The organism is Sphingopyxis sp. OPL5, assembly GCF_003797775.2.
In the GTDB taxonomy this organism is placed as follows: Bacteria; Pseudomonadota; Alphaproteobacteria; order Sphingomonadales; family Sphingomonadaceae; genus Sphingopyxis.
Genome location: NZ_CP060725.1, coordinates 2,530,275 through 2,555,398, shown reverse-complemented (window position 1 = coordinate 2,555,398; position 25,124 = coordinate 2,530,275). Strand labels below are relative to the sequence as shown.

The 25,124-nt window shown below is 65.4% G+C and carries 28 protein-coding genes and 1 pseudogene; 12 read left to right on the top strand and 17 right to left on the bottom strand.

Features of this window, described 5'->3' with window-relative positions; translation table 11 throughout:
• Nucleotides 1-26: 26 nt before the first annotated feature.
• From EEB18_RS12255 to EEB18_RS12245, 3 genes are all read right to left on the bottom strand, one after another.
• Nucleotides 27-2,309, bottom strand: a complete 2,283-nt coding sequence (locus tag EEB18_RS12255) for a TonB-dependent receptor (RefSeq protein ID WP_187139549.1) — start codon at nt 2,307-2,309, stop codon at nt 27-29.
• A gap of 299 nt (nt 2,310-2,608) precedes the next feature.
• A complete protein-coding gene (locus tag EEB18_RS12250; RefSeq protein ID WP_262407915.1) occupies nt 2,609-3,574 on the bottom strand; it encodes an NAD(P)H-dependent flavin oxidoreductase in 966 nt (321 codons plus the stop codon).
• Nucleotides 3,575-3,621: 47 nt separating this feature from the next.
• Nucleotides 3,622-5,157: a class I adenylate-forming enzyme family protein gene (locus EEB18_RS12245; protein ID WP_187668996.1), complete on the bottom strand. Its 1,536-nt coding sequence runs from the start codon at nt 5,155-5,157 to the stop codon at nt 3,622-3,624.
• A 162-nt stretch (nt 5,158-5,319) separates the two neighbouring features.
• On the opposite strand from EEB18_RS12245, the gene EEB18_RS12240 reads away from it, so the two are divergent.
• Entirely contained in the window at nt 5,320-6,240 is a 921-nt protein-coding gene (locus tag EEB18_RS12240; RefSeq protein WP_187139551.1) for a LysR family transcriptional regulator, read from the top strand.
• Here EEB18_RS12240 and EEB18_RS12235 read toward each other — a convergent pair.
• A complete protein-coding gene (locus EEB18_RS12235) occupies nt 6,237-7,310 on the bottom strand; it encodes a phosphotransferase family protein (RefSeq protein ID WP_187139552.1) in 1,074 nt (357 codons plus the stop codon). The genes EEB18_RS12240 and EEB18_RS12235 overlap by 4 nt on opposite strands.
• Nucleotides 7,311-7,399: 89 nt before the next feature.
• Between EEB18_RS12235 and EEB18_RS12230 the strand changes: the two genes are divergently transcribed.
• The 7 genes from EEB18_RS12230 to EEB18_RS12200 all read left to right on the top strand — a co-directional run bounded on the left by EEB18_RS12230 (nt 7,400) and on the right by EEB18_RS12200 (nt 13,430).
• Entirely contained in the window at nt 7,400-8,554 is a 1,155-nt protein-coding gene (locus EEB18_RS12230; protein ID WP_187139553.1) for an acyl-CoA dehydrogenase family protein, read from the top strand.
• Nucleotides 8,555-8,639: 85 nt separating this feature from the next.
• A complete protein-coding gene (locus EEB18_RS12225) occupies nt 8,640-9,794 on the top strand; it encodes an acyl-CoA dehydrogenase family protein (protein ID WP_187139554.1) in 1,155 nt (384 codons plus the stop codon).
• A gap of 23 nt (nt 9,795-9,817) precedes the next feature.
• Entirely contained in the window at nt 9,818-10,999 is a 1,182-nt protein-coding gene (locus tag EEB18_RS12220; protein ID WP_187139555.1) for a lipid-transfer protein, read from the top strand.
• A gap of 9 nt (nt 11,000-11,008) precedes the next feature.
• Nucleotides 11,009-11,455, top strand: a complete 447-nt coding sequence (locus EEB18_RS12215; RefSeq protein WP_187139556.1) for a MaoC family dehydratase N-terminal domain-containing protein — start codon at nt 11,009-11,011, stop codon at nt 11,453-11,455.
• A 14-nt stretch (nt 11,456-11,469) separates the two neighbouring features.
• Nucleotides 11,470-11,892: a MaoC/PaaZ C-terminal domain-containing protein gene (locus EEB18_RS12210; protein ID WP_187139557.1), complete on the top strand. Its 423-nt coding sequence runs from the start codon at nt 11,470-11,472 to the stop codon at nt 11,890-11,892.
• 13 nt (nt 11,893-11,905) lie between these two features.
• Complete coding sequence (locus tag EEB18_RS12205) at nt 11,906-12,733, top strand: SDR family NAD(P)-dependent oxidoreductase (RefSeq protein ID WP_187139558.1); 828 nt, start codon at nt 11,906-11,908, stop codon at nt 12,731-12,733.
• An 82-nt stretch (nt 12,734-12,815) separates the two neighbouring features.
• Nucleotides 12,816-13,430, top strand: a complete 615-nt coding sequence (locus EEB18_RS12200; RefSeq protein WP_187139559.1) for a TetR/AcrR family transcriptional regulator — start codon at nt 12,816-12,818, stop codon at nt 13,428-13,430.
• Here EEB18_RS12200 and EEB18_RS12195 read toward each other — a convergent pair.
• The 5 genes from EEB18_RS12195 to EEB18_RS12175 all read right to left on the bottom strand — a co-directional run bounded on the left by EEB18_RS12195 (nt 13,427) and on the right by EEB18_RS12175 (nt 17,538).
• Complete coding sequence (locus EEB18_RS12195) at nt 13,427-14,638, bottom strand: MFS transporter (protein ID WP_187139560.1); 1,212 nt, start codon at nt 14,636-14,638, stop codon at nt 13,427-13,429. The genes EEB18_RS12200 and EEB18_RS12195 overlap by 4 nt on opposite strands.
• Entirely contained in the window at nt 14,635-15,684 is a 1,050-nt protein-coding gene (locus EEB18_RS12190) for a flavin-containing monooxygenase (protein ID WP_222943094.1), read from the bottom strand. Before EEB18_RS12190 ends, EEB18_RS12195 begins: the two co-directional genes overlap by 4 nt.
• 2 nt (nt 15,685-15,686) lie before the next feature.
• Nucleotides 15,687-16,604: an alpha/beta fold hydrolase gene (locus EEB18_RS12185; protein WP_187139562.1), complete on the bottom strand. Its 918-nt coding sequence runs from the start codon at nt 16,602-16,604 to the stop codon at nt 15,687-15,689.
• A gap of 143 nt (nt 16,605-16,747) precedes the next feature.
• Nucleotides 16,748-17,203 carry an ArsI/CadI family heavy metal resistance metalloenzyme gene (locus tag EEB18_RS12180; RefSeq protein WP_187139563.1) on the bottom strand — a complete coding sequence of 152 codons (456 nt, stop codon included), beginning with the start codon at nt 17,201-17,203 and terminating at the stop codon, nt 16,748-16,750.
• Nucleotides 17,200-17,538 carry an ArsR/SmtB family transcription factor gene (locus EEB18_RS12175; RefSeq protein ID WP_187139680.1) on the bottom strand — a complete coding sequence of 113 codons (339 nt, stop codon included), beginning with the start codon at nt 17,536-17,538 and terminating at the stop codon, nt 17,200-17,202. The genes EEB18_RS12180 and EEB18_RS12175 overlap by 4 nt, the downstream gene beginning before the upstream one ends.
• A gap of 800 nt (nt 17,539-18,338) precedes the next feature.
• Here EEB18_RS12175 and EEB18_RS12170 point away from each other — a divergent pair.
• Nucleotides 18,339-18,485 (top strand): hypothetical protein, encoded by a 147-nt coding sequence (locus EEB18_RS12170; protein ID WP_187139564.1) that lies wholly within the window; start codon nt 18,339-18,341, stop codon nt 18,483-18,485.
• 10 nt (nt 18,486-18,495) lie between these two features.
• Here the strand turns inward: EEB18_RS12170 and EEB18_RS12165 are convergent, their stop codons facing one another.
• The 8 genes and pseudogenes from EEB18_RS12165 to EEB18_RS12130 form a co-directional block, all read right to left on the bottom strand.
• Nucleotides 18,496-18,717 carry a DUF2274 domain-containing protein gene (locus EEB18_RS12165; RefSeq protein ID WP_187139565.1) on the bottom strand — a complete coding sequence of 74 codons (222 nt, stop codon included), beginning with the start codon at nt 18,715-18,717 and terminating at the stop codon, nt 18,496-18,498.
• Entirely contained in the window at nt 18,714-19,940 is a 1,227-nt protein-coding gene (locus EEB18_RS12160) for a TrbI/VirB10 family protein (protein WP_187139566.1), read from the bottom strand. The genes EEB18_RS12165 and EEB18_RS12160 overlap by 4 nt, the downstream gene beginning before the upstream one ends.
• The gene (gene trbG / locus EEB18_RS12155; protein WP_262408240.1) at nt 19,937-20,764 is read right to left on the bottom strand and encodes a P-type conjugative transfer protein TrbG; all 828 of its coding nucleotides are present in this window, start codon (nt 20,762-20,764) and stop codon (nt 19,937-19,939) included. Before trbG ends, EEB18_RS12160 begins: the two co-directional genes overlap by 4 nt.
• A gap of 35 nt (nt 20,765-20,799) precedes the next feature.
• Nucleotides 20,800-21,384 (bottom strand): annotated as a pseudogene (locus EEB18_RS12150) (ParB/RepB/Spo0J family partition protein); the annotation flags it as partial.
• A gap of 128 nt (nt 21,385-21,512) precedes the next feature.
• Nucleotides 21,513-21,878, bottom strand: coding sequence for a DUF6915 family protein (locus tag EEB18_RS12145; RefSeq protein WP_187139569.1), 366 nt, complete (start codon nt 21,876-21,878; stop codon nt 21,513-21,515).
• Between the two features lie 11 nt (nt 21,879-21,889).
• Nucleotides 21,890-22,375, bottom strand: coding sequence for a DUF6878 family protein (locus EEB18_RS12140; protein ID WP_187139570.1), 486 nt, complete (start codon nt 22,373-22,375; stop codon nt 21,890-21,892).
• A gap of 123 nt (nt 22,376-22,498) precedes the next feature.
• Nucleotides 22,499-22,900, bottom strand: a complete 402-nt coding sequence (locus EEB18_RS12135; RefSeq protein WP_187139571.1) for a DUF2958 domain-containing protein — start codon at nt 22,898-22,900, stop codon at nt 22,499-22,501.
• Nucleotides 22,897-23,877: an ArdC family protein gene (locus EEB18_RS12130; protein WP_187139572.1), complete on the bottom strand. Its 981-nt coding sequence runs from the start codon at nt 23,875-23,877 to the stop codon at nt 22,897-22,899. Before EEB18_RS12130 ends, EEB18_RS12135 begins: the two co-directional genes overlap by 4 nt.
• A gap of 185 nt (nt 23,878-24,062) precedes the next feature.
• On the opposite strand from EEB18_RS12130, the gene EEB18_RS12125 reads away from it, so the two are divergent.
• From EEB18_RS12125 to EEB18_RS12115, 3 genes are read left to right on the top strand one after another with little or no spacing between them, the layout of a single operon-like run.
• On the top strand, nt 24,063-24,254 hold the full coding sequence (locus EEB18_RS12125) for a DUF6771 family protein (RefSeq protein ID WP_187139573.1): 192 nt from the start codon (nt 24,063-24,065) through the stop codon (nt 24,252-24,254).
• A 1-nt stretch (nt 24,255) separates the two neighbouring features.
• Nucleotides 24,256-24,585 carry a hypothetical protein gene (locus EEB18_RS12120; RefSeq protein ID WP_187139574.1) on the top strand — a complete coding sequence of 110 codons (330 nt, stop codon included), beginning with the start codon at nt 24,256-24,258 and terminating at the stop codon, nt 24,583-24,585.
• An 11-nt stretch (nt 24,586-24,596) separates the two neighbouring features.
• On the top strand, nt 24,597-25,109 hold the full coding sequence (locus EEB18_RS12115) for a hypothetical protein (RefSeq protein WP_187139575.1): 513 nt from the start codon (nt 24,597-24,599) through the stop codon (nt 25,107-25,109).
• The last annotated feature ends 15 nt before the right edge of the window (nt 25,110-25,124 follow it).

Sequence of the window (25,124 nt, the reverse complement as noted above, 5' to 3'; positions counted from 1 at the left end):
AGTGTCCGGTGCCCCCCGGAAGCTCGTCAGTAGCGCCAGGTTCCGGTGATGCCGAAGGTCCGCGGCTGGGAATAGTTGACGAGGAAGCTCGACGTCGTCGCATTTGCCGAGGTCGGCGACAGATAGAAGAAGGCTGTCACGTCGTTCGCTGTCACGATGTAGCGCTCGTTGGTGATATTCCGCGCCCAGAGCCGGAGCTCGACGCTGCCCTTCTCATAGGCGAGCGACGCGTCATAGGTCGTCACCGGCGCGACCGTCACCTCGGGCGAGTTGACCGAATTGTTCGGACGCTTGCTCCGGTAGGTGAGACCGCCCGACAAGGTCAGCTCTCCGCCACCGACGTCCCACGCATAATCGGCGCGAAGGTTGATGACGTGCCGCGACACCCCGGGGAATTTATTCCCGCTGAGATCGCGTCCCGAGCCGTCGATATAGTCGCGATATTTGGCGTCGGTGTAGGCGTAGGACAAAGCCGTGGTCAGCCCGTCGACCGGGATGAACTCGGTCTCGACCTCGAGCCCCCGGATGCGCGCATTCGCGGCATTGTCGGTGACCCGCGAAGTGCCGATGATCGTCGTGACCTGCAGATTGCTGTAATCCATCTGGTACAGCGTCGCATTGACCTGCGCCCGGTTGTCGAGGAAGCGCGAGCGCAGACCGAGCTCGTAGTTCCAGGCAAATTCAGGATTGAAGGTCCGGCTGATCGTCGCGAGCGAGCCGTTCTGGCCAGTGAAGCCGCCGCCCTTGAAGCCGCGCGACGCCGAGGCATAGAACATGATGTCCTCGACCGGCGAATAGTCGATCGCGACGCGCGGGGTCCATGCTTTCCAGGTGCGATCGATATTGCCTTCGATCCGCCCGGTGAGCGGCCCGCCGGCAACCGGCGGGAGCAACTCGGGAAGCCCCGGGAAGAGCGAGACGTCGCGGTCGCCGAAGGTCGCCGACATGCCCTTCTTCTTCTCGATCGTGTAGCGAATGCCCGCGGTCAGGTTAAGCTGGTCGGTGACCGCCAGCGTCGCCTGCCCGAAAGCCGCATAGTTGATCGTCAGCACATCCTGCGAGTTGGGCGTGACATGCGGTCCGGGTCCGAAGCCGAGCTGGTTGTTGAGGACATTCACGAACGTCCCGTCGGGCGGCCGGATGATATTCTCGGTCAGCTGGTCGGTCGTTGCTCGGAAATAATAGAGTCCGGCGACCCAGCGCAGCGCCTTGGCATCCTCGGGCGACGAGAGCTGCAATTCCTGGCTGAACTGCCGGTAGCGATCGAACTGCTCCTGACTGGTGATCGGCAGCGGAGTGCCGTCGACGTCATAGAAGGTGTGGTTGCTCGATCCGCGATAGGCCGTGATCGATTTGAAGCCGATCGCCTCGCCCCGGTAATTCTGTGTCGCGATGAAGCTGAAGGCGTTGCGATTGCGGAACCCGTCGATATTCTGAGCCGCATCGCGCGGCTGGTCGAGATCGACGGGATAATAGGCCGCCGGCAGCGCCGGCTTCGCGACTTCATAGGAAGCGAGACCGCCATCGCGGACGCGCTCGTAATTGGCCGAGAAGGAGCTGGTGAACTCGGGTGTCACCTCGAAGTCGATCCGCCCGCGGATCGCGTTCCGGCTCGTCCCCATCAGGTCGTTGCCGGTGATCACATTGTGGGCATAGCCATCCGATGATTGCGACTGGACCGAAATCCCGGCCGCGATCGTGTCGGTGAGCGGTCCCGAGACGGCGGCCTGGCCTTCGATGCGATTGTAATTGCCATAGGTGCCGGTGACGATGGCCTCGAGCTTCTGAGAGGGAGCCTTGGTCGTCACGTTGATCGCGCCGCCGACGACATTCTTCCCGAATAATGTGCCCTGCGGACCGCGCAGCACTTCGATGCGTTCGACGTCGAACAGCAATGCGTCACCATCTTCGGGGCGCCCGAAATAGACGCCATCGACGAAGAGGCCGTTTGGCGGATCGGCACCCGCCGAGCGATCATTTCCGCGAATGCCGCGGATGGTGAGACCGCCGCCCGAAACCGCGGGCAGACCGGCATCGGTGATCGTCGGCACGAGCCGGCCGAGATCGGACGTCGACTGGATCCGTTCGCTTTCGATGTCGGATGACGAAATGGCGGTGATCGACAGCGGCACATCCTGAACATTTTCGGTCCGGCGGTTGGCCGTCACGACGATATCCTCGATGCCCGCGCGCTGCGTCTCCGCGTCCTGCGGCCCGGTCTCTTGCGCCGACACGGCCGGCGCACAGGCCAGCATCATGCCGAGGCAGCTGGTCCCCACCAGATGACGCGCCTTGATGGTCAATCGCATTTGAAGCTCCTCAATCCTCTCCGGGCAAAGGTCATGAAGACCCCGCCATTTTCATTGAGGGAACATCCGGGACGCGCCGTGCGATCTGATCGCACCCGGCTCGCCAAAACCTCCCCCGCGGGGCCTCTTCACGGGCCACGTCGCTTTATGAGAAGACAGGCTGGGCGCCCCGCTGTCCAATCTCGAATATACATAGGGCAATGCGCGCGCTGCACGGCGCGCGCCCGGCCTTTTTCCACGCCAAGGCGCCGCCCGCGGCGAAGGACCGCAGGCCGCGATACCGTGCCCGGCCGCGCGCGCTATCGCGCCGACGCCGCTTGATACTCGGCGATCATGCGGGCGATGATCGATGCCGTGCTTTCCTCGCTTGCGATGTCGGTTGCGCCATGGCCGAGCGAATAGACGCCAGGCGTTTCCTTGACCGCGCTCCAGTCATATTTTTCGCGCTTTTCCTGCAGCCAGCGCGTCTCGGGGGTGAGCCCGAGCCGCTCGAGCGAACTGCGCAGCATGCTCGCCGGAATTCCGCTCATCGCGTCGCTATCCCAGACATCGTCGATCTCGGCGTCGATGATCGCCGACTTATGCTCGTCGGGCGCCCCGCTTTCGGGCGTTACGATGAAGCGCGTGCCGCAATAAGCGAGGTCGGCGCCCATCAGTTCGAGCGCGCGAAGCTGGTAACCGCGCGTGATACCGCCCGCGACGATAAGGATCCCGTCGTAAAATTGCCGGACCGCCTCGACGAACGCCATCGGGTTGAGGCGTCCGGTCTGGCCGCCGGCGCCGGCGCAGAGCAGGACCATGCCGTCGACCCCGCAGCGCGCCGCGCGGCGCGCATGGTGAAGCGACACCACGTCGGCGAAGACGAGGCCGCCATAGCCATGCACCGCGTCGATCACGACCTCGGGCCGCCCGACGCTCGTGATCACCACCGGGGGCTCCCATTTTCTTACGATCTCGAAATCGGGCTCGAAGCGCGGATTGCTGTCGTGGGTCAGGAGGTTCACCGCCATCGGGGCGGGGGTCTCGCCGGCGGCGCGGGTTGCTTCGAGCTCGCCCGCGATGCGCGTCATCCAGTCATCGAATAACGCCGGCGTGCGGGCATTGATCGATGGAAAGGACCCGATTGCACCGGCGCGGCACGAAGCGACGACCAGTTCGGGGGTCGACACCTTAAACATCGGCGCGACGACAAGCGGAAGCTTCAGCCGGTCTGTCAGACCGCGAGCGGTCTGACGTTCGAGCGAAGGCGAAATCAAATCGGCCATGAATACGGGGTCCCCGGAAAATCGGTCAAAGGCAGTCGGCGCACGGGTCAGCTGACCCGCCGCTCATGGCCCTGCCAGTGCGGTTCGCGCAGCTTGGTCTTGAGGACCTTGCCGACGGCGGAAAGCGGAAGCGGCTCGCGGCGGAGCTCAACGCTGCGCGGGATCTTGTAGCCCGCGATCAGTGTGCGGCAGTGGTCCTGGATCGCGGAAAGGTCGGGCTCGCGCTCGGGCACAGGAACAATCACCGCATGCACGCGCTCGCCCCAGCGAGCGTCAGGGACGCCGATGACCGCGACCTGCGCGACGTCGGGATGCGAAGCGATGGCGTTTTCGACCTCGGCCGAGAAGACATTCTCGCCGCCCGAGATCACCATGTCTTTCACCCTGTCACAGACGAAGAGATAGCCGTCCGCGTCGAGATAGCCCGCGTCACCGGTATGGACCCAGCCGTCGGTCAGCGCTGCGGCGCTTTCCACGGGCTTGTTCCAATAGCCGAGCATCGCACTCGCCCCGCGTATCCAGATTTCGCCGGTCGCGCCAGCCGCAACGGGCTGGCCGCAATCGTCGAAGATACCAAGCTGGATCCCATAGGCGGCGCGCCCCGCCGACTGGCGGCGCGGGTCGGCGACGTCGAGCGCCGCGCCGTCATCGGGTAGCATCGACCCCGTTGCCATCGTCTCGGTCTGGCCGAACCCCTGGATCAGCCGCGTGTGCGGCAGCGCCGCCCGCATCCGCCCGAGCACGGTCTCGGAGATCGGCGATCCACCGAACAGCAGCACTTCGAGCGAGGCCAGATCGGCAGGATCGAAAGAGGGGTGATCGAGCAGCATGCCGATCATAGTGGGCACGAGCAACGTGACTTCGACCCCGTGCTCGCGGATCGCCTTGGCCACGCCGTCGGCGGTGAATCCCGGAACGAAGACATGGCAGCCCGCCTTCGCGGTGGTGGCATAAGCCTGCGCGAGATCGCCGAGGTGGAACATCGGCGCGGCGTGGAGATAGCGATGGTGCCGCGGGCCCTGCATCTCCATCGCGATGCAGGTCGCCCCGGCCCAGAGCGACAAAGCGCTGTGCATGACGCCCTTGGGATGGCCTGTCGTGCCGCCGGTATAGTAGATGCCGGTGACCGCTTCGTTCGGTTGCGGCGCGGGCGGCAGCGGCGCCGCTTCGGCGATCAACGCCTCCATTGCGATCATGTTCGCTGGCGGGGCGTCCTCGCCCATATAGATAAATGGCCCGAGCGCCGGCTCGGCGCGCGCAAGCTCGGCGGCGCACGCCTTGTTCGCCTCGTCGACGAAAATGATCAAAAAGCCCGCGTCGCGGGCGCTGTAGAGATGCTCGGCGATCGCCCAGCGCGTGTTCATCGGCACGGTTATCGCGCCAAGCCACCATGTCGCGTGCATTGCCTCGAGATAATGATCGCTGTTCAGACCCAGGATAGCGATCCGGTCACCGGCGCGCGCGCCAAGGCCGACCAGGGCGGTGGCGAGCCGTGCGGTGCGATCGGCCGATTCAGACCAGCTTCGCGTGCGGCCATCGCAGATCGTCGCGGCCTCGTCGCCCCGGAGCTGGGCTGCGCGCAAGATCGCCTGAACAAACATTCCAATCCCCTGTCCCATTTGTCTTCTTGTATTGCGCCGCGTTCGCCGTGCTAATGCGCGCGTAGAGCCAGCCCATTTTGGGTCCACCTGTCCAATGTCTTTTATCGATGGGCTTGTGCGTGGCCGAGATAGGCGGAGAGCGAAATGCTGGATTTGCGCAAGGTGAACCATGTCATTGAGATCGCGAGACAGGGCGGATTCGCCAAGGCTGCGGCGACGCTCAACATCACCCAGTCGGCGCTGACGCGCAGCGTCCAGATTCTCGAAGACAATCTCGGCATCCAGGTTTTCGAGCGCGGACCGCGCGGCATTCGCCTGACCCGCGAAGGGGAGCAGTTCATCGAAGGCGGCACAAAACTGCTCGAAGAGGCGGCGACACTCGAACGGTTCGCGCGCAGCGCACGGACCACCGACCGCGGCCGCGTGCGGATGGGCGCCGCCCCCGCCTCGTTCCGTCTGTTCTGGTTCGAAGTGCTGCCGATCTTCGCCGCGCGCTACCCCGGGATCGAGGTCGCGACGTCGGCCGAATCGGTCGAAGAGATATCGTCGCTGCTCCAGTCGGGCGATCTCGATTTCGCGATCGGATCGCTCGAGGCGCTGCGCGGCAATGGCTCGCTGCAAATCGAGGATATCGCGAGCCTCGCGGTGTCCCCGTTTGTGCGGCGCGGGCACCCGCTCGATCGGCCCGAGCCACCGAGCTTCGAGGAGCTCCTGGCTTATCCAATGGTCGGGCCGTCGCACGCCGATCCGCACACGACGTTCATCAACAACATCGCGAGCGCGAGCAATTCGCCCTACCGGATACCGCATCTCACCGTCGACAGTTTCGCGCTGTCGCTGCGCATCGTCGAGCGCACCGACAGCTTCTCCTTCGCCTTCTCGCGCTATGCCGCGGCGCCCGAATTCGATGAGACCTTTCGCGTGTGGCACGACTGGTCGCCGGTGCCACCGATGCTCTTCCACGTCGCGACGCGCGTGGGTTGGAACGAAACCACCGCCGCCAAACCGCTCATCGAGATGCTGCGGCTGCGCATCCGCCGCCTTTCGGACGACGCGCCCGTCTAGTCGCGCATCCCGCGCTCCCAGGCCTCGATCCGCGCTAGGGCGAGCCGCGCGAGCGGTTCGGTCATTCCGACGAGCTTTTCGGCGCGCGGGTTCGAATTTGTCCCGTCGCGGACCCGGCCTTCGATCCCCTGGAAGATCGCCGCGAGGCGAAACAGGATATAGATGCGGTAGAGCGGCCAGTCGGGACCGATGGCCCGGCCCGACGCGGCCTCGTAACAGGCGAGCTGGTCAGCCTCCGACGGCAGTCCGAGTTCGCCCTCAATTCCTGAAATTCCGTTGAGTATCTCTGGCGGTAGCCAATAGGCGAAGAGCTGGAAGGCAAGGTCAGCGAGTGGATCGCCAAGCGTCGAGATTTCCCAGTCGAGGATCGCCGCGATGCGCGGCTCGCGCGCATCGAAGATCAGATTGTCGAGCCGGAAGTCGCCGTGGATGAGGACGCCCGCCTCGCCTTGGGGCGCGTGCCCGCCAATCCATGCGATAACGTCTTCCATCGGCGCGATGCGCGTGCGCGCGGACGCACGATATTGCTTTGTCCAGCGCTCGACCTGCCGGCTTACATAGCCATCGGGTCGGCCGAGGTCCGCAAGGCCCACAGCCGCCGGGTCGACGCGATGGAGCTGCGCGAGCGTCGACACCATCGCGGCGTAGATCGCTTTCTTCTCGAAAGCTTCGAGTCCGGGAAGACGCTGATCCCAGAAGGACCGCCCGGACACATAATTCATGACGTAGAAGTCCGAACCGATGACGTCGGCATCTTCGCAGAGACCGATCATGCGCGGAACGGGCAGACCTGTCGGTGCGAGCGCCGACATGACCCGATATTCGCGTTCGACCTGGTGCGCCGACCCGAGCAGCGCGCCGGGCGGCTTGCGCCGCAGGACATATTGGGCGCCTGCGGCATCGGTCACGAGATAGGTCGGATTCGACTGGCCGCCCTTGAACTGGCTGATCGTGAGTGGGGGCGCGACCGGCACACGCCCCGCGAGCCAGCTTGCCACGCGCACCGTGTCGATTGCCTGCCCCTCGCGAACAGGGCCGGTCCCGTCCATGTCGTCTTCGGCCGTGAACATCGCGTCCTCCTGCTTGACTCTGATCTTTAATTAACTAACGCGACGGGTAATTAAATCAAGCGGCGCTGATATGCCGGGAGGAGAGCGAGATGTCCCAAGCTGTCGAAAGCCTTGTCGAGCGCACCGCTGCGTTCGTCCGCGACGAGCTCATCCCGCTCGAACAGGATGGGCGCTGGGGCAGCCACGGCCCATCGTCCGAACTCGTCGATGATATGCGCAGCGCTGCGCGCGCCGCCGGCCTCATCGCGCCGCATCTCGCCCGGGCCGGCCGTCCGGCGCTCTCGATGCGCGACACCGCTCGGCTCTTCCGGGCGGCGGGCTATTCGCCGCTTGGCCCGGTCGCCCTCAACATCGCGGCGCCAGACGAGGGCAATATGCACCTGCTCGAACGCGTTGCATCCGAGGCACAGAAGGCCGATATCCTCGAACCGCTCGCGAGCGGCTTCGCGCGCTCGGTCTTCCTCATGACCGAACCCGACAATGGCGCCGGGTCCGATCCGTCACTCATGAAGACCCGTGCCGAACGCATCGACGGCGGGTGGCGCATCAGCGGCCGCAAATGGCTAATCACCGGCGCGACGGGTGCCCGGTTCGCAATCATCATGGCGATGACCGAGGCGGGCCCGACAATGTTCCTCAGCGATATGGAACGCGACGAGATCGTTATCGAACGCGTGCTTGATACGCTCGACAGCGCGCTGCCCGGCGGGCATGCGGTCATTTCGCTGAACGGTCTCGTCGTCGCCGACGCCGATGTCCTCGGCGAAGTTGGCCAAGGGCTGCGCTATGCGCAGGTGCGGCTGGCGCCGGCGCGGCTCACGCATTGCATGCGCTGGACCGGGGCCGCGCAACGCGCGCATGATGTCGCTGCGCGCTATGCCTGCGAGCGCATGGCCTTCGGCAAGCCGCTGATCGACCATGAAGGCGTGGGCTTCATGCTCGCCGACAATCTGATCGATCTCAAATCGGCTGAACTTCTCACCGACTGGTGCGCCGACATCCTCGACGCCGGCGGGCGCGGCAGCCAGGAATCGAGCATGGCCAAGGTCGCGGTGTCCGAAGCGCTCTATCGCGTTGCCGATCGCTGTGTGCAGATTCTCGGTGGGCTCGGGGTGACCCGCGACACGATCGTCGAGCGCGTGTTTCGCGAGCTGCGCGCCTTCCGCATCTACGACGGGCCTTCCGAAGTGCATCGTTGGTCGATCGCCAACAAGATCAAACAGGACATCGCGGCGCAAGGCTGAGCTTCGACGCGGGCCGCGCTTCGGCCGCGCTTGACTCCGCCTCGCTTTGATATAATTGACTGTCGCGCAAGTTAAAGGATTCGACATGAAGCGTTCACCATGGATGGACGACGAGCTCGCGATGCTCGCCGACGAAGCGGCCAAGTTCGTCGCGCGCGAACTGGTGCCACACGCCGAACGCTGGGAATCCGAGCGCGTCGTCGATCGCGACGCCTGGCGGCGCGCCGGGACGGCGGGGTTGCTCTGCGCGAGCATCCCCGCCGAATATGGCGGCGGCGGTGGAACGCTCGCCCACGAAGCGGTCATCGCGCAGGAGGTGGTGCGGGCCGGCCTGTGGGGCGGCTTCGGCACCGGCAACAATGTCAGCTCGGGAATCGTCGCCCATTATATCCTCGCTTATGGCACCGAGGCGCAGCGTCACCGCTGGCTGCCGCGCATGGCGACCGGCGAGCTGATCGGCGCGGTCGCTATGACCGAGCCCGGCACCGGGTCGGACCTCCAGGCGGTGCGCACGACGGCACGGCGCAGCGACGACGGGTATGTGATCAACGGCCAGAAGACCTTCATCAGCAACGGGCAGAATGCCGGTGTCGTGGTGGTGGTCGCCAAGACCGACACCGCGGCGGCGGGCGCGAAGGGCATCTCACTGCTTATCGTCGAAACGGGCGAAGCAGAGGGCTTCCGGCGCGGCCGCAATCTCCACAAGGTCGGGATGCACGCGCAGGACACTTCCGAGCTTTTCTTCGATGAAGTTTTTGTGCCGCACGACAATCTTCTCGGCGGCGAGGAAGGCCGCGGATTCTACCAGCTCATGGAGCAGCTTGCGTGGGAGCGGACATCGGTCGCGCTCAACTGCGTCGTCGAGATGGAAGAAGCGGTGCGCGTCACGACCGACTATGTCCGGCAGCGCAGCGCCTTCGGCAAGCCGATCGCCGAATTCCAGAACACCCAGTTCAAGCTCGCCGAGTGCAAGACGCAGGCCGTCGTCGCGCGCGTCTTCATCGACGAGATGATGGTGCGCCTGCTCGCCGGCGAGCTCGACGCCGCGACCGCCGCGATGGCCAAATATTGGACCAGCGAAGCGCTCGGCCGGGTGACCGACGAGTGCCTCCAGCTCCACGGCGGTTACGGCTATATGGCCGAATATCCGATCGCGCGGATGTGGACCAACGCGCGCGTCGCCCGGATTTACGCCGGCACCAACGAAATCATGAAAACCCTGATCGCCCGCGCTCTGTAGCGGCGACATTGAGGAGACGAGAGATGACGATCAAAGCGCGCGTAGCGGGAGTCGGCATGGTGCCGTTCCAGAAACCGAGCCAGGCCGGCGACTGGGACAGCATGGCCGAAGAGGCTATCAATCTGGCGCTCGCCGACGCCGGGCTGAACTACAGCCATGTCCAGCAGGCCTATGCCGGTTATGTCTATGGCGATTCGACCGCGGGTCAGTCGGCGATCTACCGCGTCGGCTGCACCGGCATTCCGATCGTCAACGTCAACAATAATTGCTCGACCGGATCGACCGCGCTCTTCCTTGCGCGCCAGCTGATCGCGCTCGGCGGCGCCGATTGCGTGCTCGCGGTCGGGTTCGAACAAATGCTCCCCGGCGCGCTAGGCAATGTCTTTCACGACCGCAAGGCGCCGATGGAGCGGCACACCAACGTGACCCATGCGATCCAGGGCGCGGACGAGAAAGCCCCGTGGGCGGCGCAGCTCTTCGGCGGCGGCGGACGCGACTATCAGGAGCGTTATGGCGCCAAGGACGAAACGTTTGCCAAAATCTCGGTGAAGGCGCGCCGCCATGCCGCGAACAACCCGCTCGCCCTCTTCCGCGACCCGATCAGCTTGGAGGAAGTGATGGCTTCGCCGAAGCTTTACGGCCCGCTCACGCGGCTTCAGGCCTGCCCGCCGACCTGCGGCGCCGCCGCGTCAATCCTCGTCTCGCCCGCCTTTGCCGCGAAGCATGGCCTCGATGCGCGAGTCGAGATCGTCGCCCAGTCGATGACGACCGATACCGAGACGAGCTTCGAGCCGTCGATGATGAAGGTCATCGGCTATGACATGGCGAAGGAGGCCGCGCGGCAGGTCTATGAGGAAGCCGGGATCGGCCCCGACGATGTCGCGGTCGTCGAGCTGCACGACTGTTTCACCGCCAACGAACTCGTCACCTATGAGGCGCTCGGCCTCTGCCCCGAGGGCGGCGCCGAGAAATTCATCGACGATGGCGACAACAGCTATGGCGGCAAGGTGGTCACCAACCCTTCGGGCGGCCTGCTTTCCAAGGGTCATCCGCTCGGCGCGACGGGACTCGCGCAGTGCTTCGAACTTACGCACCAGCTGCGCGGCAGCGCCGACCGGCGCCAGGTCGAAGGCGCCCGCCATGCGCTCCAGCATAATCTCGGCCTTGGCGGCGCCTGCGTCGTCACCCTTTTCGGCCAGGCATAGGAGGCGGACATGATCGACCAGAGCTTCAAGGGCTTCACGTCCGAGCCTCGCCAGATCGATGTCGAAAAGGGCCAACTCAAATTCTTCGCCCATGCGACCGGCGAGACCAACCCCATCTATTTCGACGAGGATAAGGCGCGCGCCGCAGGGCATCCCGCCCTGCCGGCGCCGCCGACCTTCGCCTTCAGCCTCGCGCTCGGCGCGCCGCCGACGAAAGGCAATCTGCTCGGCGACATGGGGGTCGATATGCACCGCATCCTGCATGGCGAGCAGAGCTTTACCTATCATCGGCCGATCTATGCCGGCGAGACGATCACGCTGACGACGACGACCAGCGATATCTACGAGAAGAAGGGCGGCGCGCTCGAGTTCATCGTCCAGGACACGAAGGCCACAAACGCCGCGGGCGACCTGTGCGTCGATATGCGCGTCGTCACCGTCGTGCGGAACGGATGAGAGGGACACCAGCGATGACCAACATGACCAATCTCGCCGCGCTTCGCGTCGGCGACACCCTCCCCGCGCATGTGCAGGGACCGATCAACCGCGCGACGCTCGCGCTTTTCGCCGGCGCGTCGAACGATTATGTGCCGCTCCATATCGACAGCGACTTCGCCAAGGCGGCCGGCATGCCCGACGTCTTCGGTCATGGCATGTTGTCGATGGCCTATCTTGCCCAGCTGGTCACCCATTGGGTGCCGCAGGAACGGCTGCTGAACTGGACCGTGCGCTTCACCGCGATCACGCCGCTCTATGCGACCGTGACCTCGAGCGGGGAGATCACCGAAATATTCGACGACGGCGATAAGCGCTGCGCGCGCCTCGCGCTGCGCACCCAGACCGACGCCGGTACGACGACGATCGACGGCGAAGCCGTCATCCAGATCAACTGACAGGGAGAAGAATATGACCAGATTGGCGGGCAAAGTTGCCCTTATTTCGGGTTCGGGCCGCGGCATCGGCCGCGCGCTCGCGCTCAAGCTCGCGCGCGATGGCGCGCGTATCGTCGTCAACGATCTCGACGAAGAACCTGCGGCCGAAGTGGTAAAGGCGATCAAGGATCTCGGCGGCGACGCCATTGCCTGCGTCGGCAATGTCACCGACGCCGATTTCGGCGACCGCTTCGTCGACACCGCGATCAAGACCTTCAACGGGCTCGACATCATCGTCTCGAACGCGGGCTACACGCTCGACGGCGTCGTCCAGAAGATGGGCGACGACCAGTTTCAGAAGATGCTCGACGTCCATGTTGTCGCGCCTTTTCGTATCCTGCGCGCGGCGGCCGAGCCGATCCGCCTGTTCGCCAAGCAGGAAGCCGCCGCTGGGGAGGAGAATTTCCGCAAGGTGGTGCTGATCTCGTCGATGGCGGGCACGCACGGCAATGCCGGGCAGATCAACTATTCGTCGGCCAAGTCGGCGCTCGTCGGGATGACCAAGACGATGAGCAAGGAATGGGGCCGCTACAAGGTGTGCGTGAACTGCGTCGCCTTCGGCTTCATCGAAACACGCCTCACCAAGCCGCTCGACGATCCCGCATCGAAGATCGTGATCGAGGGCAAGGAAGTGCAGGCGGGCGTGCCGCAGTCGGCGCTGTCGGCGCTGCCTGCCATGGTGCCGCTCGGACGCGCGGGCACGGCCGAGGAAGCCGCCGGGGGCGTCTATCTCTTCTGCATTCCCGAAAGCAATTATGTGAGCGGCCAGACGCTGATCGTTGGGGGCGGCGTCAGCATCTGACGGAAGAGGCCATGGGCGGCACGTCCGTCCATGGCCTTGACCCGCGGGTTCGCAGGCCACAAGTCATCGCAACGGAGACTCCATGGCGACACGAACGATCAGCAAGCCGCGCGGCCGGCCCAATAACCGCTTCGGCGACCGCCGCATCGAGGTGCTGCGCGCCGCGGCGAATGTGTTCAGCGACCTCGGCTTTCGCCAGGCGACGCTCGAGGATGTCGCGCGCGAGCTCGGCATGACGCGCGCGGCGCTCTACCATTATGCGCGGAGCAAGGACGCGCTGCTCACTGCTTGCGGCGACATCGCACGCCAGCAGCTGATCGAAGCGCTCGGCCTCTCGCGCGGCGAGCCCGACGGCCGTGCCCGCCTTGCCGCCTTTTTCCGCCGCTATGCCGAGATCGTCAGCGAGGATTTCGGCCGCTGCTTCGTCCTGACCGATTTCAGCGAAATGGCCGAGGATGAGCGCGAGACGACGCGCAAGGCGCAGCTTGCGCTCGGAAAAGCGGTCGCCACGATGATCGAGGAAGGCATCGCCGACGGGTCGGTGCGTCGGTGCAAACCCGTCGTCACCAGCCGGCTGCTCTATGCCGCTTTCAACGGTATCGCGCGTTTGCCGGCCGGTCCCGACCGCCCGCCCGCGCTCGAAATGGCGGACGATTTTCTCGAAGTCCTGTTCGAGGGTTTGGTTCCCCGCAGTTAGGCCTCGTCCGCGCGCGTCCGCCCCGCGGCGGGCAGCGACCAGAAGGCGAGTGCGCCTACGCTCGCCGCACCGGCAAGGCCGGCGAGCACCAGCGCATAGCCCCCACCCGTCCAGAGCAGCCCCGCCGCATAGGGCGCGAGCGCGAGCGCGAAGCCGTTGATTGCGCTGATCATCCCGCTTTTGCGCCCGAACCCAGCCACGCCCAGATAATGGGCGACCGCGATCCCGCGCAGGATCGTCACCATGCCATTGGCGATACCATAGAGCGCCACGCCCGCCGCGATCATCCAGATGTTCGCCCCCGCCACATAGAGAAGGAGGATCGCCGCGACGAGCGCGGCGGTCAGCGACCGACCGAGAAGACGCGCCGGCATGGTGCCGCGATAGAGCATCAGCCCGATCCGCCCGGCGATCTGCAGCGGGCCAACCGATGCGAGCAGCGCGATGCCCATCGTATCGGAAATACCGCGCTCGGCGAGCAACGGCAGCAGATGGAAGGTCAACGACCCGAAGGCGAGCGACCAGGAGCAGAAAGTGACGACAAGCATCCAGAAGGCGCGCTCACGCAGCGCGGCCGACCAGGCCGGGGCCGGTGCCGCATGGTCCGAGGCGTCCTGCGCATCGACCGTATCGCCGGCGAGCGCCGCCCAGTGGAGCGGCGCCGCGACCAGGATATTGATCGCGGCGAGGATCATCAGTGCATCGCGCCATCCCCATGTATCGACGAGCCAGCCGGTCAGCGGGATGAAGACCGTGCCCGCGAAGCCGCCGAGCAAGGTCATGCGCATGATCGCGCGCGGTGCGCCGCCACCAAGCCGGCGGGTGAGCGCCGCGAAGCCCGCGTCGTAAAAGGTCATCGCCTGTGCGACGCCAAGCCCGGCCCAGGCGGCGTAGAGCGCAGGCTTTGCGCTGCTTGCCGACCAGAGGAGCAGCATCGCAGCGCCGAGCAGGCTGCCGAAGGTCATGACCCACCGGCCGTGGCCGCGGTCGATCGCGCTGCCGACGACGGGCGCCGACAAGCCCGCGACGACAAGCGCGAGCGACATCGCCATCATGATCGCAGGCCGCGACCAGCCCAGTTCGATCTCCATCGGCAGCGCGAGCACCGAGAAGGCGTAGAAGAACGACCCCCAGGAGATGAGTTGGAGCAGCGCGAGCGTCCATTGCGCGCGCGGCGTCAGACCAGCTGAAGGCCCCGCCAGGCTCAAGCCGCGAGGCGGCGCTTGATCCGGCGCACGGCAGCTGCCGCATCATGTCCGACCCCGCGCAGCACGCCGGAAGCGAAACGGGTCAGGCCCGGCTGACCGACAAAATAGAGACGGTCGATCGCCGTCGAGGCGCCGCCGCGCTGTTTCAACTTTCCATCCGGCGAGAAGGCCGCGGCGGGAAGGAAGGGCAGGTCGGGACGAAAGCCGGTCGCGAACAGAATCGCATCGACCGGTTCCTCCCGGCCGTCGGCCCAGATCACGCCTTCTGTCGTCATCGCCTTGAACATCTGCCTCCGCTCGGGCCTGCCTTCGGCGATCGCGAGCCGGTAGCGGCCGTCGTCGAGGACCGGCGTACCCTGATCCGAGAAGATATTGGTGGCATCGATCCCGAGCCATTTGAAGAAGAAATGCACGTCGCGGCCGAGAAGGCGCTGCGGCGCGTAACGGATTGCCTCGCGCGTCGCGAGCGTCACGCGCGCAAGCGCCGCCAGTTCGGCGGCGATCTGCACCGCCGAATTGGCGGCGCCAACGACGATCACGCGCTGCCCGGCGAAATCGGTCGGCCGGCGGTAGGCGGCCGAATGCAGGACAGTCCCGCCAAATCCGGCCGCCCCCTCGATCGCGGGCATATGAGGAGAGCCGAAGGTGCCCGTCGCCGCGACAACGGCCGAAGCGGCGATCGCCTCGCCGCTTTCGAGGCGCACGACAAAATCGCTCTCGTTGTCGGGATCGGCCGAAGCGACCCGCGCGGCAAAACGGATCGGCAGAGCGAAATGCGCGGCATAATCTTCAAGATAATCGGCGACCGCATCGCGGCACGGATAGGCATTTGGATCGCCCGGCATCGCGCGATCGGGCAAGGCTGAATAGGCGGTCGGCGAAAAGAGCGTCAGCGAGTCATAATAGGCGCGCCACGACCCCGATGCACGGTCCCCCGCCTCCAATATGAGAAAATCGAGCCCCGCCTTCTGGAGCATCCGCCCTGCCGCCAGCCCGGCCTGGCCCGCACCGATCACGACGACCGGCGCACGCACCTTCGTTGCCATGTTCAACCCGCCCGGAAATAGGGGCTGATTGCGGCGGCGACGAGATCGGGCGCCGATACCTGCGCGCTATGCCCTTGCCCCGCCAGCGTGACGGTGCGGCTGTTCGCGATCACCTTGGCGAGCGCCGCGCTGCTGTCGAGCAGCGGGTGCGCGGCACTTTTTTCGCCGACAAGAAAGAGCGTCTCGAGCCTGATCCCGGACCAGTCGGCCGGGTCGGTGTCGAGCGTGGTCAGCGCTTCGAGATCGGCCGATGCGCCCGGAAGCAAGGCATAGACGTCGGGACCGCGCGAACCGATCGACGCGCGCACCACATTTTCGGGAAGGCCGACGAAATGGCCGTAGATCAAGATCAGCGCCTCATCCTTGCGCCCCGCGGCGATAAAGGCATCGAACTTGGCCTTGACCGCGACGACGCCCGGCCCGCCTCCGAGCAGCGGCGGTTCGTAGAGCGCGAGCTTGTCGATGAGTTCGGGGCGGCGCCGCGCGACATGCAGCGCGACGAGCGCGCCCGCCGAATGGCCGAAGAGATGGCAGCGCCCGCCGACCGCCGCAATCACCGCTCCGACGTCGCCGACTTCCTGTTCCCAGGTGATCGGCGAGGCCCGCGTGCCGCTCACCGAATAGTTGCGCCGCTCGACCCGCACGACCCGGAAATGGGGGGTGAGCATGTCGCCAAGCTTGCGATAGGGTTCGGCATTGCTGCCGCCGCCATGAACGATGACCAGCGGCTTGCCGCGCCCTGCTTCGTGATAAACGATGTTGAGATCGTCGGTCTGCGAGCGCACCGATTTGGTGCGCCACGCCGGCGCCGACTCTGCGGCGCGCGGCACCGACGCGCAGCCGACCAGCGGCAGCGCCGCGGCCAGCGAGAAGAGCCCGAGCATCGAGCGGCGCGATACTTCGCTCGTCATCATGTCCATTGATCCATCCCTCTCGCCGTTTCGATTATCGGTCTGCGCGCCATTAAGGCGGTCCGGATGGACGGCGTCCAATCGAATTGAGCCATAGGTCTATGCATGGCGGGCAACGCCCGCCATGCCGTCCATGGCCGCAAGAGCCTGTATCAGGCAGCGGTTGCCGAGGGTCCGCAGCATTTGGAGGTCGCCGCCGGCGCCGCCACCAGATTTGCGAGCGCCGGGCTGTCGCCATAGGTCGTCGCCTCGCCGTCGGTATAGAAGGCCTCCCAGACAACGCCGTCGGGATCAGATATCCAGCTTTTTTCCGACTTGGCGTAGCAACAGGTGGTGTGCCCCTCTTCGAGCACTGGCCGTTCGGCCGCCTGAATCCGGCCATAGACCTCGCCAAGTTCGGCGGGGCTTTCGACCTGGACACCGAGATGCTGGATGCCGGGTCGGTCATGATTGCCCATCGAGATGGCGAAGTTCACGCGCGGATCGTCGAGCAACCATTTGGCATAATCAGGCTTCGTGACCGTCGGCTCGGCGCCGAACATCGTGCTGTAGAATTGGATCGAAGTCGAAAGATTCTCGACCGAGACATGGACATGCAGTCTTTTCATGCTGTTTCCCTTTCATCTGCCGTGGTTTCGCAGCCGTCGTCCTCGCATCCCGAGGCGGCGCAGCAATTCTCCATGAGGTAAGCGACGAGCGCATTCATCGCCGGATAATTGGCGCGGTAAATGATCGTCCGGTGCTGGCGCTCCTGCTCGATCAGCCCCGCCGCGCGCAATTGAGCGAGGTGGAACGAAAGCGAGCTGTTGGGGACGCCGAGCGCCTCGGCGATCGCGCCCGCCGCCATTCCCCGACCGCCCGCCTGCACGAGCAGTCGGAACAGCGCGAGCCGATGCTCCTGTGCAAGCGCGCCCAGCGCGTCGATGGCCGATGTCGAATCCATGGTCTCTTCCTCATTTCGATATTGATTGAAATGAAGGATGCCGCTTACCGTGTCAAGATCAATTCGACTTTTATGGAAACGATACCATAGGTCCTGGTTCGGTGCGGGTTCGCGGCATGAAGCCGGAAAATCGATCAGTGGCGTCCGTTGACGGACGGGGGTCGATCGCATCCCGGGCATTATGGAACGGTAGCAAGCCGCGGCCGAGCGTGGTCACTTGCCGCCCATCGACCTTTTATGGAGCCGCCCAATGATCGATTTTCTCAGCGAAGGCCCTCGCCGAGACCGCTGGCGGGAAAACAAGATCCTGGAATCGGGACACATGATCCTGAACGCCCGATCGTCCATAATCGCGGCATGAGACGCAAAATCAAACCGCACCCAAGCGGTGGCGGACAGATGTGTCCGTTTCACCCGTCTATTCGGGCAGACGTGTCCGCCCGCGTGATGCTAGCGACCGCATGCGAAGACGATAAAGCGGAAAATCGGGGCGGAAAGCCGCGGATCAGCGGTGTGCGGAAGCGGCATAGGGTCAAAACCGGTCGAAACCGCACCGGCTCGATCTCTTTTGCGGAACTGGAGGCTTGATGACGCTTTTGTGGGTTCCCGACAATTGGGCGATCGGTGGCGGTTCGAGCCGACCGTCCATCCGTTCCGCGCGGCAGCGGTTTCGGATGGAATCGTGTCCATACCGCCGGCTGGCGGACAAGATTCTGTCTGGGCTTTTGCTCTATCGGACGGCGGTAACGCACCGAGAGCGGACATAGGATGATGCAAATGGATAGGGAGAGGAGCTGCCCATGACCGAATTGCTACTGATATTGGGCTGCCTCGCCATTCGCGAGCTGATGCGTTCGCTGCCCGCCATCATCTGGGCGGTGCGTTGCAAGCCCGACAGCCCCACTTATAAATTGCCTGCACCGGCGCGTCCGGGACGGCGCGCATGATCGCCAAATGTCATCGCCGGCGGCGCGCGGTCGCAAAGCCCCGGTCGCTCGCGATGAACCGCTCGATCATCGGCACGGCAATCTTCTCCGGCGGCATGGGTTCGGCGAGACCGGTGGCCTTCGCATGAACCTCGGCATAGGCGATCAGTTCGCGGTGCAGCGCACCGGGCAATTCGATGGCAAGCTTCACCGGCTTGTCGTCGGCGATTGGCCCGAGTCTGAGCTTGCTCATCGCGCTGCTTCCTCGGGCTCGAGGATCAAATCGCGCGTCACCAGGACGCGCAGCGCGAAGCCGGGACGGATCGTCAGGGTCGGCGGGATGTTCATCTGGCGCTCGACGAGCCGCCGTCCCGACTGGTTGACCGTATCCTGCGACCCGTCGCGAATCGCCCTGACGATCGCGTCATCGCCGTCCGAGCCAAGCTCGGCACCGGCCCCGAGCAAGGTCGAGACAAGCGCCGCACGCAGCATCGATCCCCAATGATGGTCGGTGCGATCGGCAAGCCCCGCCATGCCGCGTGCATCGGTGCCGGGCTGGCGATCGAGCCGGATCGACCGGCCGCCGGGCAGAATCAACCGGTCCCAGGCAAGCAGCACGCGTTCCTGCCCTGCGGCGATTTCGCTGTCATAGTCGCCGACGAGCCGCGCCCCCTGCGGAATGAGCAGGATCCGGCCGGTCGGACTGTCATAGACATTTTGCGTCACCTGCGCGGTGACCTGCCCGGGCAAGTCGGAGCGGATGCCGGTGATCAGCGCCGCCGGGATGACGCTCCCGCTCTGGAGGATGTAGGGCGAGCTGGGTCCGCCAATGCGTTCGGGACTTTCGTTCGGTTTGCCGGCGCCGCCTTCGAGAAAGGCACGGCGCGCCGCGACCGGGCTCCGCTCACCGGCTACCGGCGCCGGTGCGGCCACGGCAGGCTCGATCGATCCGCGCAGCGCCTCGGCCATGCCTGCAGCCGCGGACCCTCCGCCGAGAAAGAGACGACTGGTGGTGGCGGCTTCACGCTCCTGCCGCGCCCGGTCGCGCGCCTCGTCGGCCGGTGAGCGTGTGCCAGTCGACGGACTGCCCATCGGCGGCGCCGGGACGGTTTCGCCATCGCGCTGCGCCGCGACGATCGGTCGGCCGAGGTCGCCGGGAAGCGGCGGTCCCAGTTTCGGCACCTTGCCATAATCCGCGGGCGCGCCCGTCACGACCTCGGCGCGGTTCGCCGTGTCGGCCGAATAGAGATTCTTGGACGACTTGGGTGCCGAAGGTTGCAGCGCCCAGAGCAGGGCGCCGCCGATCGCGATCCCCCCGGCAGCACCGATGGTCGCCAGCGTCTTGCGCGACAGGCGCATGACCCGCGGAGGGTCGCCGCGCAGACGGAAGGCGTCGGCGTCGAGTGGCTGCGCGGCGCGATCGTCCACACCCGGCGCCTCGGCGAGCGGCATGGCCTGGTCCTCGCGCTCGGTCATGACCGGCCCCGGCGGCGCGGCGTCTCGCGCTCGATCCGGACGGTCCGCGCCTGTTTCCCGGCGCCCAGGCGAAGCTCGCCGCGCTCGAAGAGGCGATCGACGATCATATAGCGCCCCTGCACCCGGTAGTTGACGAGTTCAGCCTCGCCGCTGCCGCCGAGGACGAACAGCGGCGGCATGTCGCCCGTGGCGATATCCGCGCCGAACTCGATGAAGAGCTGGCGCGTGTCGTCGAAGGCGCGCACCGGGCGCCAATCGACCTTATCGCCCGCAATCCGGTAGCGGAAATTGAGCGCCGCGAGATCGATCGCCCCGGCGACGGGCGCGGCGCGCGCTGCCTCGGCTTCGGCGACTTGCAAGGCGATGAGCTCGTCGGCAGGATAGGTCCAGGAGACCGATGCCATATAGGATGCGGCGGTCGCGCGCAGTTCGACATGATAGGTGCGACGGTCGGTGTTGATGATCATGTTGGTCATGATGTCCGAACGGGTTGGCTTCACCAGGATATGGACGCGGCGCCGCGCGCCCGCACCGCTCACCGTGTCGCCGATAATCCAGCGCACCGTGTCGCCCGAGGCGACCGGACCGGGACCGACTAGTTGTTCGCCTTCCTGCAGCACGATATCGGTGACCTGCCCGGGCGCGGCATAGACTTGGAAGAGCGCGCCTTCTGACCATGCATATTGCTGGATGGCATTTCGATAGCCTTGGCGATCGGGCTGGACCCGCGCCTCGGCGTTGGCGCGACCGACGCGCTGGCGGGGATCGGCCGGATCGCTTGCCGCCGCGGGTGCTGCGAGCAGGGCAAGGGTAACCCCGAGCATGATCGGGAGGGAATGAGGCGTCGTCATTGGTTGAGTTCCTTCGACCAGTTGTCGTCCGACACCGTGAAGGCCATTAGTTGGTCGAGAGTCATGTCGTCCGCGGCATAGAGGTCGTGCAGTGCGGGCGACACCGAGGCGAGCTTAAGGCGCTGGCGCACCACCGCGGGCGTGGTCATGAAATGCGCCGCGATCGCTTCGACCTCATTGCCTTTGTCGACCATCGCCTGCATGGCGCGGAACTGGTCGAGCGGGTGCAGATTTTCGCGCACGGCATTTTCGGCGTAGCTGTCCTCTTCGGCGAGGATGCCGGTCGCCGACTGGATGATGCAAGGCACCGGCGCGTCCTTCGCGAGGCGCTTCTGCTTCACGAGCAGTTCGAGCGCGCGGTAGCGCCGACCGCCGGCAGGAATTTCGAACTTGCCGGTTGCCTCGCCATCGTCGCCGATGTGCGGCCGCACATTGAGGCTCTGCAGCAGGGTGCGGCGGGCGATGTCGTCGGCAAGCTCGCCGATCGACACGCCGGCTTTCACGCGCCGGACATTGGACTGGGACAGGATCAGTTGGTCGAACGGAATGTCGCGCGACGGGCTGAGGACGATCTTCTGCTTTGCTCTGGCCATGGCCATTCTCCATGACGGGCCGCCGCGAGACACTCTCCCGGCTCTTGAAACCCGTCATGGCCGAGGCGCGGCCCTCTTCCTCGATGCGGAGATAGCCGCGCCTCGCCGGTTAGCGGAGCCTGGGTGATTCAAGCCGCGATCGCGAAAGGATCGACGGCCGCATGAATGGGCTGCGCCCGGCCCATCCACGGTTCAGGCCGGATGCACCGGACCCAATCGGCAAAGCTCGGAATGAAGCCGAGATCCTCGCGCACATGCTGTTCGCCAATCAGCCGAACCGGCACGGCGCGCCCGGTTGAAATCATGATGGCAGGACCGAAGAAGCGCTCGAGCATGAAGATGCCCTCGGCATGATGGCGAAGCGCGCGGTGCCGGAAATCGGCGGTGATCAGCTTGGAAGGCTCGTCGAACCATTGGTGCAACGGCTGAAAATCTTCCGGGCAGCCGCCCCATTTCTTCACGCTGGACAGCGCGTGGTGATAACAATGTCCCATCAGATCCTCCGTCAATATACATGGCTGAAGAGTTCGCTCGTCTCGTATCGCTCATTATATTCGAGCGTGATGAGACCGGCCGCGACGTCGAAGGTGAAGTCGCCATAGGCGCCCTCATTATTCTCCCAGCCGCCATGGCTGGACTGCAGCAGCGCATAGGCAAGGTTGTCGATCGCCTCGTCCAGCGTCTCCGCGACGGTCTGGGGCGCATCGTCACCGAAGGCGATTTTCTGCAACGCGACGGCGGCGTCCGGGATCGGGCGTTCGGTGCCATCGTCGCCAAAGGCTATGACCTCCTCGATCTGACCGCTATCGCCAGCCCCGTCGAAGCGAACCAGCACTTTGGCGATGCCCTGCTCGCCGAGCGCCTTCAGCACCGCGGCCTTGTTGGCGGGAAACAGTTCGGCGACGCGCGCTTCATGGGCGCTGTGCCGGCGCAAGATATCGGCGAAATCCGGCGCGATCGCGGGTGTTGCAGCAGGTGTCTCTTCGTCCATCATCCTTCTCCATGACGGACCGCCGCGAGACATTCTCCCGGCTCACCAGCCCGTCCTGAAGCCCCGGCGTCCCTCTTCCTCTTATGGGGCCGCCACCGGCGGCCCCGGACAAGGCGCGCGCCATCAGCCGCGCCCGGAAAGCCGGCGCGCCGCCGCGCGGAGGCGCCGCTCGCCGACGATGATCGAACCCGCGGTGCGGGCGGCTTCGGCATAGACCGAGAGCGGATGCGTCGCTTCGAAATGGAGATCGCGCTCGATGCCGAGACCATATGGGAGCCGCACCGCCTCGAGTTCGGCAGCTGAGAAGCTGCCCGATTCCGGACAGCCGAACCCCAGATCGGCGAGGCCGAACAATATGCCGTCCGTGTCGATCTCGGTCGCGAGCCAGGTTGCGGCGCCGACCGGATTGAAGAAACGCACCACGGGTTTTGGATCGGGCTCGCGCGTGCCGCACTCAAGCGCATCAAGCCGCGCACGGGCGTTGGCCGCGAGGCGAGCGGCGATTTCGGGGGTGAGCAGTTTCATGCCGCGATCCCCCCGATGTGCGCGTCGTCATTGGCGCTTCGCCGTGTGCGCGACGCGACGGCATCAGCCGCCGCCTCGGACCGGAAGGCGAGAAGATAGTCGGCCGCCTTCGAGGCGGCACTGGCAGCGCGCAGGATCGCGCGATGATCCTCGCGGATGATCTCGAGCCAGGAGCCGATATAATCTGCATGGCGCACGCTCGGCGCGATGCCGAGCGCCGCGCAGACGAAGGCGCCGGCCATTTCCGCGATGAGTTCTTCATGGCCATAGAGCTTCGAGCCGAAGCTGCCGGTCTGGTCGCGATCCAGACGGCTGTCATGGCCCGTCCAGTGGCCAAGTTCGTGGAACGCGGTCCGGTGCCAGTTGATCGGTTCGTAAAAATCGTCCGGGCGCGGCACTGCGACGAAATCGTGGCGCGGGCTGTAATAGGCCGACGCCCCGCCGATCCGGAAGTCCGCGCCGGTGGCTGCGATCAGCGCCTCTGCCTGCGGCTGGATCAGGCCCTCGGGGATCGGCGGCGCGGAGGCATGATATGTGTCGGGCAGCCCGTCGCATTGTTCGACCGAGAAGACGGTGAACTGCTTCAGGAAGGAAAAGCCACCCTTCGGCTCGCCCTTTCCGTCTTTGCGCGGCTCCGAAGCGTCGGTTCCTGCTCGCCGTGTGTAAACGACGCCGATACCGCGCTCGCCGCGCCGGACCGCACCGCCAAGCGCCGCGGCCTGCCGAAAGGTCAGGAAGCCATGTCCGCGAAAGCCGCGAGTGAGCACCGCATGCCAGAGGGTGAGGATGTTGATACCGCTGTAGCGCCGGTCGCTCACGACATTGTAAGGAAGGCCGACCGCGGCCTGGCCCGCATCCCATGGCTGCACCCAGGGAAGGCGCCCGGCTTCGAGCTCCGCGATGATCCGGCTGGTGATGTCTTCATAAAGCGACGCGCGCGCGCCGCCTTGGTGGTGGGGTGCTGCATGTTGGGGCATTTCAGGTCTCCACGGCGGACCGGCGGCGAGCCTCTCTCGCCGCGCCCAGTCCGTCCCGGTTTCCCGGCTCTCCTCGACCTCTCGTGCGGCGGCACCGCCGCCGCACGGCCGACGTGCGCTGGCGCTGTCCGATCCTAAAACGCCCCCAGACTTGTCAAATTGTTCTTCCTATGTTCTCATAGGGCATGGACACTATCGATACCGCCCGAGTCGCCGAGACCATCCTTGCCGCTCCTGGCTGGGCCCGCGTCGGCATCACTGCGCCGACCAGCCATATCCGCGTCGAGGCGGCGTTCGAGCTCGCGCGCGCGATCGGCGAGAGCGTGAAGGCCGGCCCAGAGCCGGCCAGCCCCGATCAGCTCGGACTATCCTTGTGACGTGGGCGGCTGGACAAAGGACGGACAGCCCCGCGCGACGCACATCTTCGAGGCGGCCGCGTGGTTCCGCGCGATCAAGCCGGTCTGCCGCTGCGGCCATAGTGCGACCTTCAATCCTTATGGGATCTGGTGGCGCTTCCAGTGCAAGATGTGGGACGACGATCTTTTCAAGGCGCGGCAGAAATTCTGGTGCGTCCGCTGCGGCGCCCGGACCGGCAAGCGTATTCGCCCGGTGCGGATCGAGCTTGTCGATCCCGGCCCCGAAGACATTGCCCTGCCCATGCCGGACGAGCGCGAATGGAAGCGTGCGCTCAGCCGCTTTCGCGCCTGAGGACTGAGTTCATGGATACCGAGACGGACGACGCGCTTGTCGGCATCGGCAAGCTCCACCGCGTGATGGTGTGGGATGGCCAACGCGAGCGCGAGAAGGAGATGCTCTGGGGTCTGCCTTCGCGCGATCCCGAAGTGTTCCAGATTCCGCTGTTGAAATCCGAGACCGCCATCATCGATCGGCCCTGCCTGTTGCTCGCCAATGAGTTCGGCCTCGTGAAGCGCGGCAGGACAGTTTATGCTGCAAGCCTCATCACCGACGAGCCCTTCTTCTGCATCGCGGCGGTCTGGCGTCCGGCGCATCGCTTGTGGCCAGAGAGTTTCGCAGCGCTCACCGTCCCGGCCTATGACGATCTGGCGCCGCACAAGGATCGCCATGTCGCTGTCGTGCGCCCCGAAGACTGGTTCGACTGGCTGATGGGCGCGCGGCCACCACTGGACATGTTGCGACCTTTCCCCAAGAATAGCTTCAGCATCATGCCGCCGATCCAGCAGAATTTCGACGAAATGCTCGGCGCGGCCTGACCGACACCGCCCAAG

Excerpts from the sequence above, each read along its gene's own strand:
- EEB18_RS12135 (WP_187139571.1), bottom strand. The coding sequence starts at position 22,900 with ATGAAACTGCTCACCCCCGAAATCGCCGCTCGCCTCGCGGCCAACGCC.
- EEB18_RS12255 (WP_187139549.1), bottom strand. The coding sequence starts at position 2,309 with ATGCGATTGACCATCAAGGCGCGTCATCTGGTGGGGACCAGCTGCCTC.
- EEB18_RS12205 (WP_187139558.1), top strand. The coding sequence starts at position 11,906 with ATGACCAGATTGGCGGGCAAAGTTGCCCTTATTTCGGGTTCGGGCCGC.
- EEB18_RS12115 (WP_187139575.1), top strand. The coding sequence starts at position 24,597 with ATGGATACCGAGACGGACGACGCGCTTGTCGGCATCGGCAAGCTCCAC.
- EEB18_RS12130 (WP_187139572.1), bottom strand. The coding sequence starts at position 23,877 with ATGCCCCAACATGCAGCACCCCACCACCAAGGCGGCGCGCGCGCGTCG.
- EEB18_RS12180 (WP_187139563.1), bottom strand. The coding sequence starts at position 17,203 with ATGAAAAGACTGCATGTCCATGTCTCGGTCGAGAATCTTTCGACTTCG.
- EEB18_RS12185 (WP_187139562.1), bottom strand. The coding sequence starts at position 16,604 with ATGGACATGATGACGAGCGAAGTATCGCGCCGCTCGATGCTCGGGCTC.
- EEB18_RS12210 (WP_187139557.1), top strand. The coding sequence starts at position 11,470 with ATGACCAACATGACCAATCTCGCCGCGCTTCGCGTCGGCGACACCCTC.
- EEB18_RS12175 (WP_187139680.1), bottom strand. The coding sequence starts at position 17,538 with ATGGATTCGACATCGGCCATCGACGCGCTGGGCGCGCTTGCACAGGAG.
- EEB18_RS12200 (WP_187139559.1), top strand. The coding sequence starts at position 12,816 with ATGGCGACACGAACGATCAGCAAGCCGCGCGGCCGGCCCAATAACCGC.
- EEB18_RS12235 (WP_187139552.1), bottom strand. The coding sequence starts at position 7,310 with ATGTTCACGGCCGAAGACGACATGGACGGGACCGGCCCTGTTCGCGAG.
- EEB18_RS12140 (WP_187139570.1), bottom strand. The coding sequence starts at position 22,375 with ATGGACGAAGAGACACCTGCTGCAACACCCGCGATCGCGCCGGATTTC.
- trbG (WP_262408240.1), bottom strand. The coding sequence starts at position 20,764 with ATGCTCGGGGTTACCCTTGCCCTGCTCGCAGCACCCGCGGCGGCAAGC.
- EEB18_RS12225 (WP_187139554.1), top strand. The coding sequence starts at position 8,640 with ATGAAGCGTTCACCATGGATGGACGACGAGCTCGCGATGCTCGCCGAC.
- EEB18_RS12125 (WP_187139573.1), top strand. The coding sequence starts at position 24,063 with ATGGACACTATCGATACCGCCCGAGTCGCCGAGACCATCCTTGCCGCT.
- EEB18_RS12230 (WP_187139553.1), top strand. The coding sequence starts at position 7,400 with ATGTCCCAAGCTGTCGAAAGCCTTGTCGAGCGCACCGCTGCGTTCGTC.
- EEB18_RS12240 (WP_187139551.1), top strand. The coding sequence starts at position 5,320 with ATGCTGGATTTGCGCAAGGTGAACCATGTCATTGAGATCGCGAGACAG.
- EEB18_RS12220 (WP_187139555.1), top strand. The coding sequence starts at position 9,818 with ATGACGATCAAAGCGCGCGTAGCGGGAGTCGGCATGGTGCCGTTCCAG.
- EEB18_RS12170 (WP_187139564.1), top strand. The coding sequence starts at position 18,339 with ATGACCGAATTGCTACTGATATTGGGCTGCCTCGCCATTCGCGAGCTG.
- EEB18_RS12215 (WP_187139556.1), top strand. The coding sequence starts at position 11,009 with ATGATCGACCAGAGCTTCAAGGGCTTCACGTCCGAGCCTCGCCAGATC.
- EEB18_RS12160 (WP_187139566.1), bottom strand. The coding sequence starts at position 19,940 with ATGACCGAGCGCGAGGACCAGGCCATGCCGCTCGCCGAGGCGCCGGGT.
- EEB18_RS12165 (WP_187139565.1), bottom strand. The coding sequence starts at position 18,717 with ATGAGCAAGCTCAGACTCGGGCCAATCGCCGACGACAAGCCGGTGAAG.
- EEB18_RS12145 (WP_187139569.1), bottom strand. The coding sequence starts at position 21,878 with ATGGGACATTGTTATCACCACGCGCTGTCCAGCGTGAAGAAATGGGGC.
- EEB18_RS12190 (WP_222943094.1), bottom strand. The coding sequence starts at position 15,684 with ATGGCAACGAAGGTGCGTGCGCCGGTCGTCGTGATCGGTGCGGGCCAG.
- EEB18_RS12250 (WP_262407915.1), bottom strand. The coding sequence starts at position 3,574 with ATGGCCGATTTGATTTCGCCTTCGCTCGAACGTCAGACCGCTCGCGGT.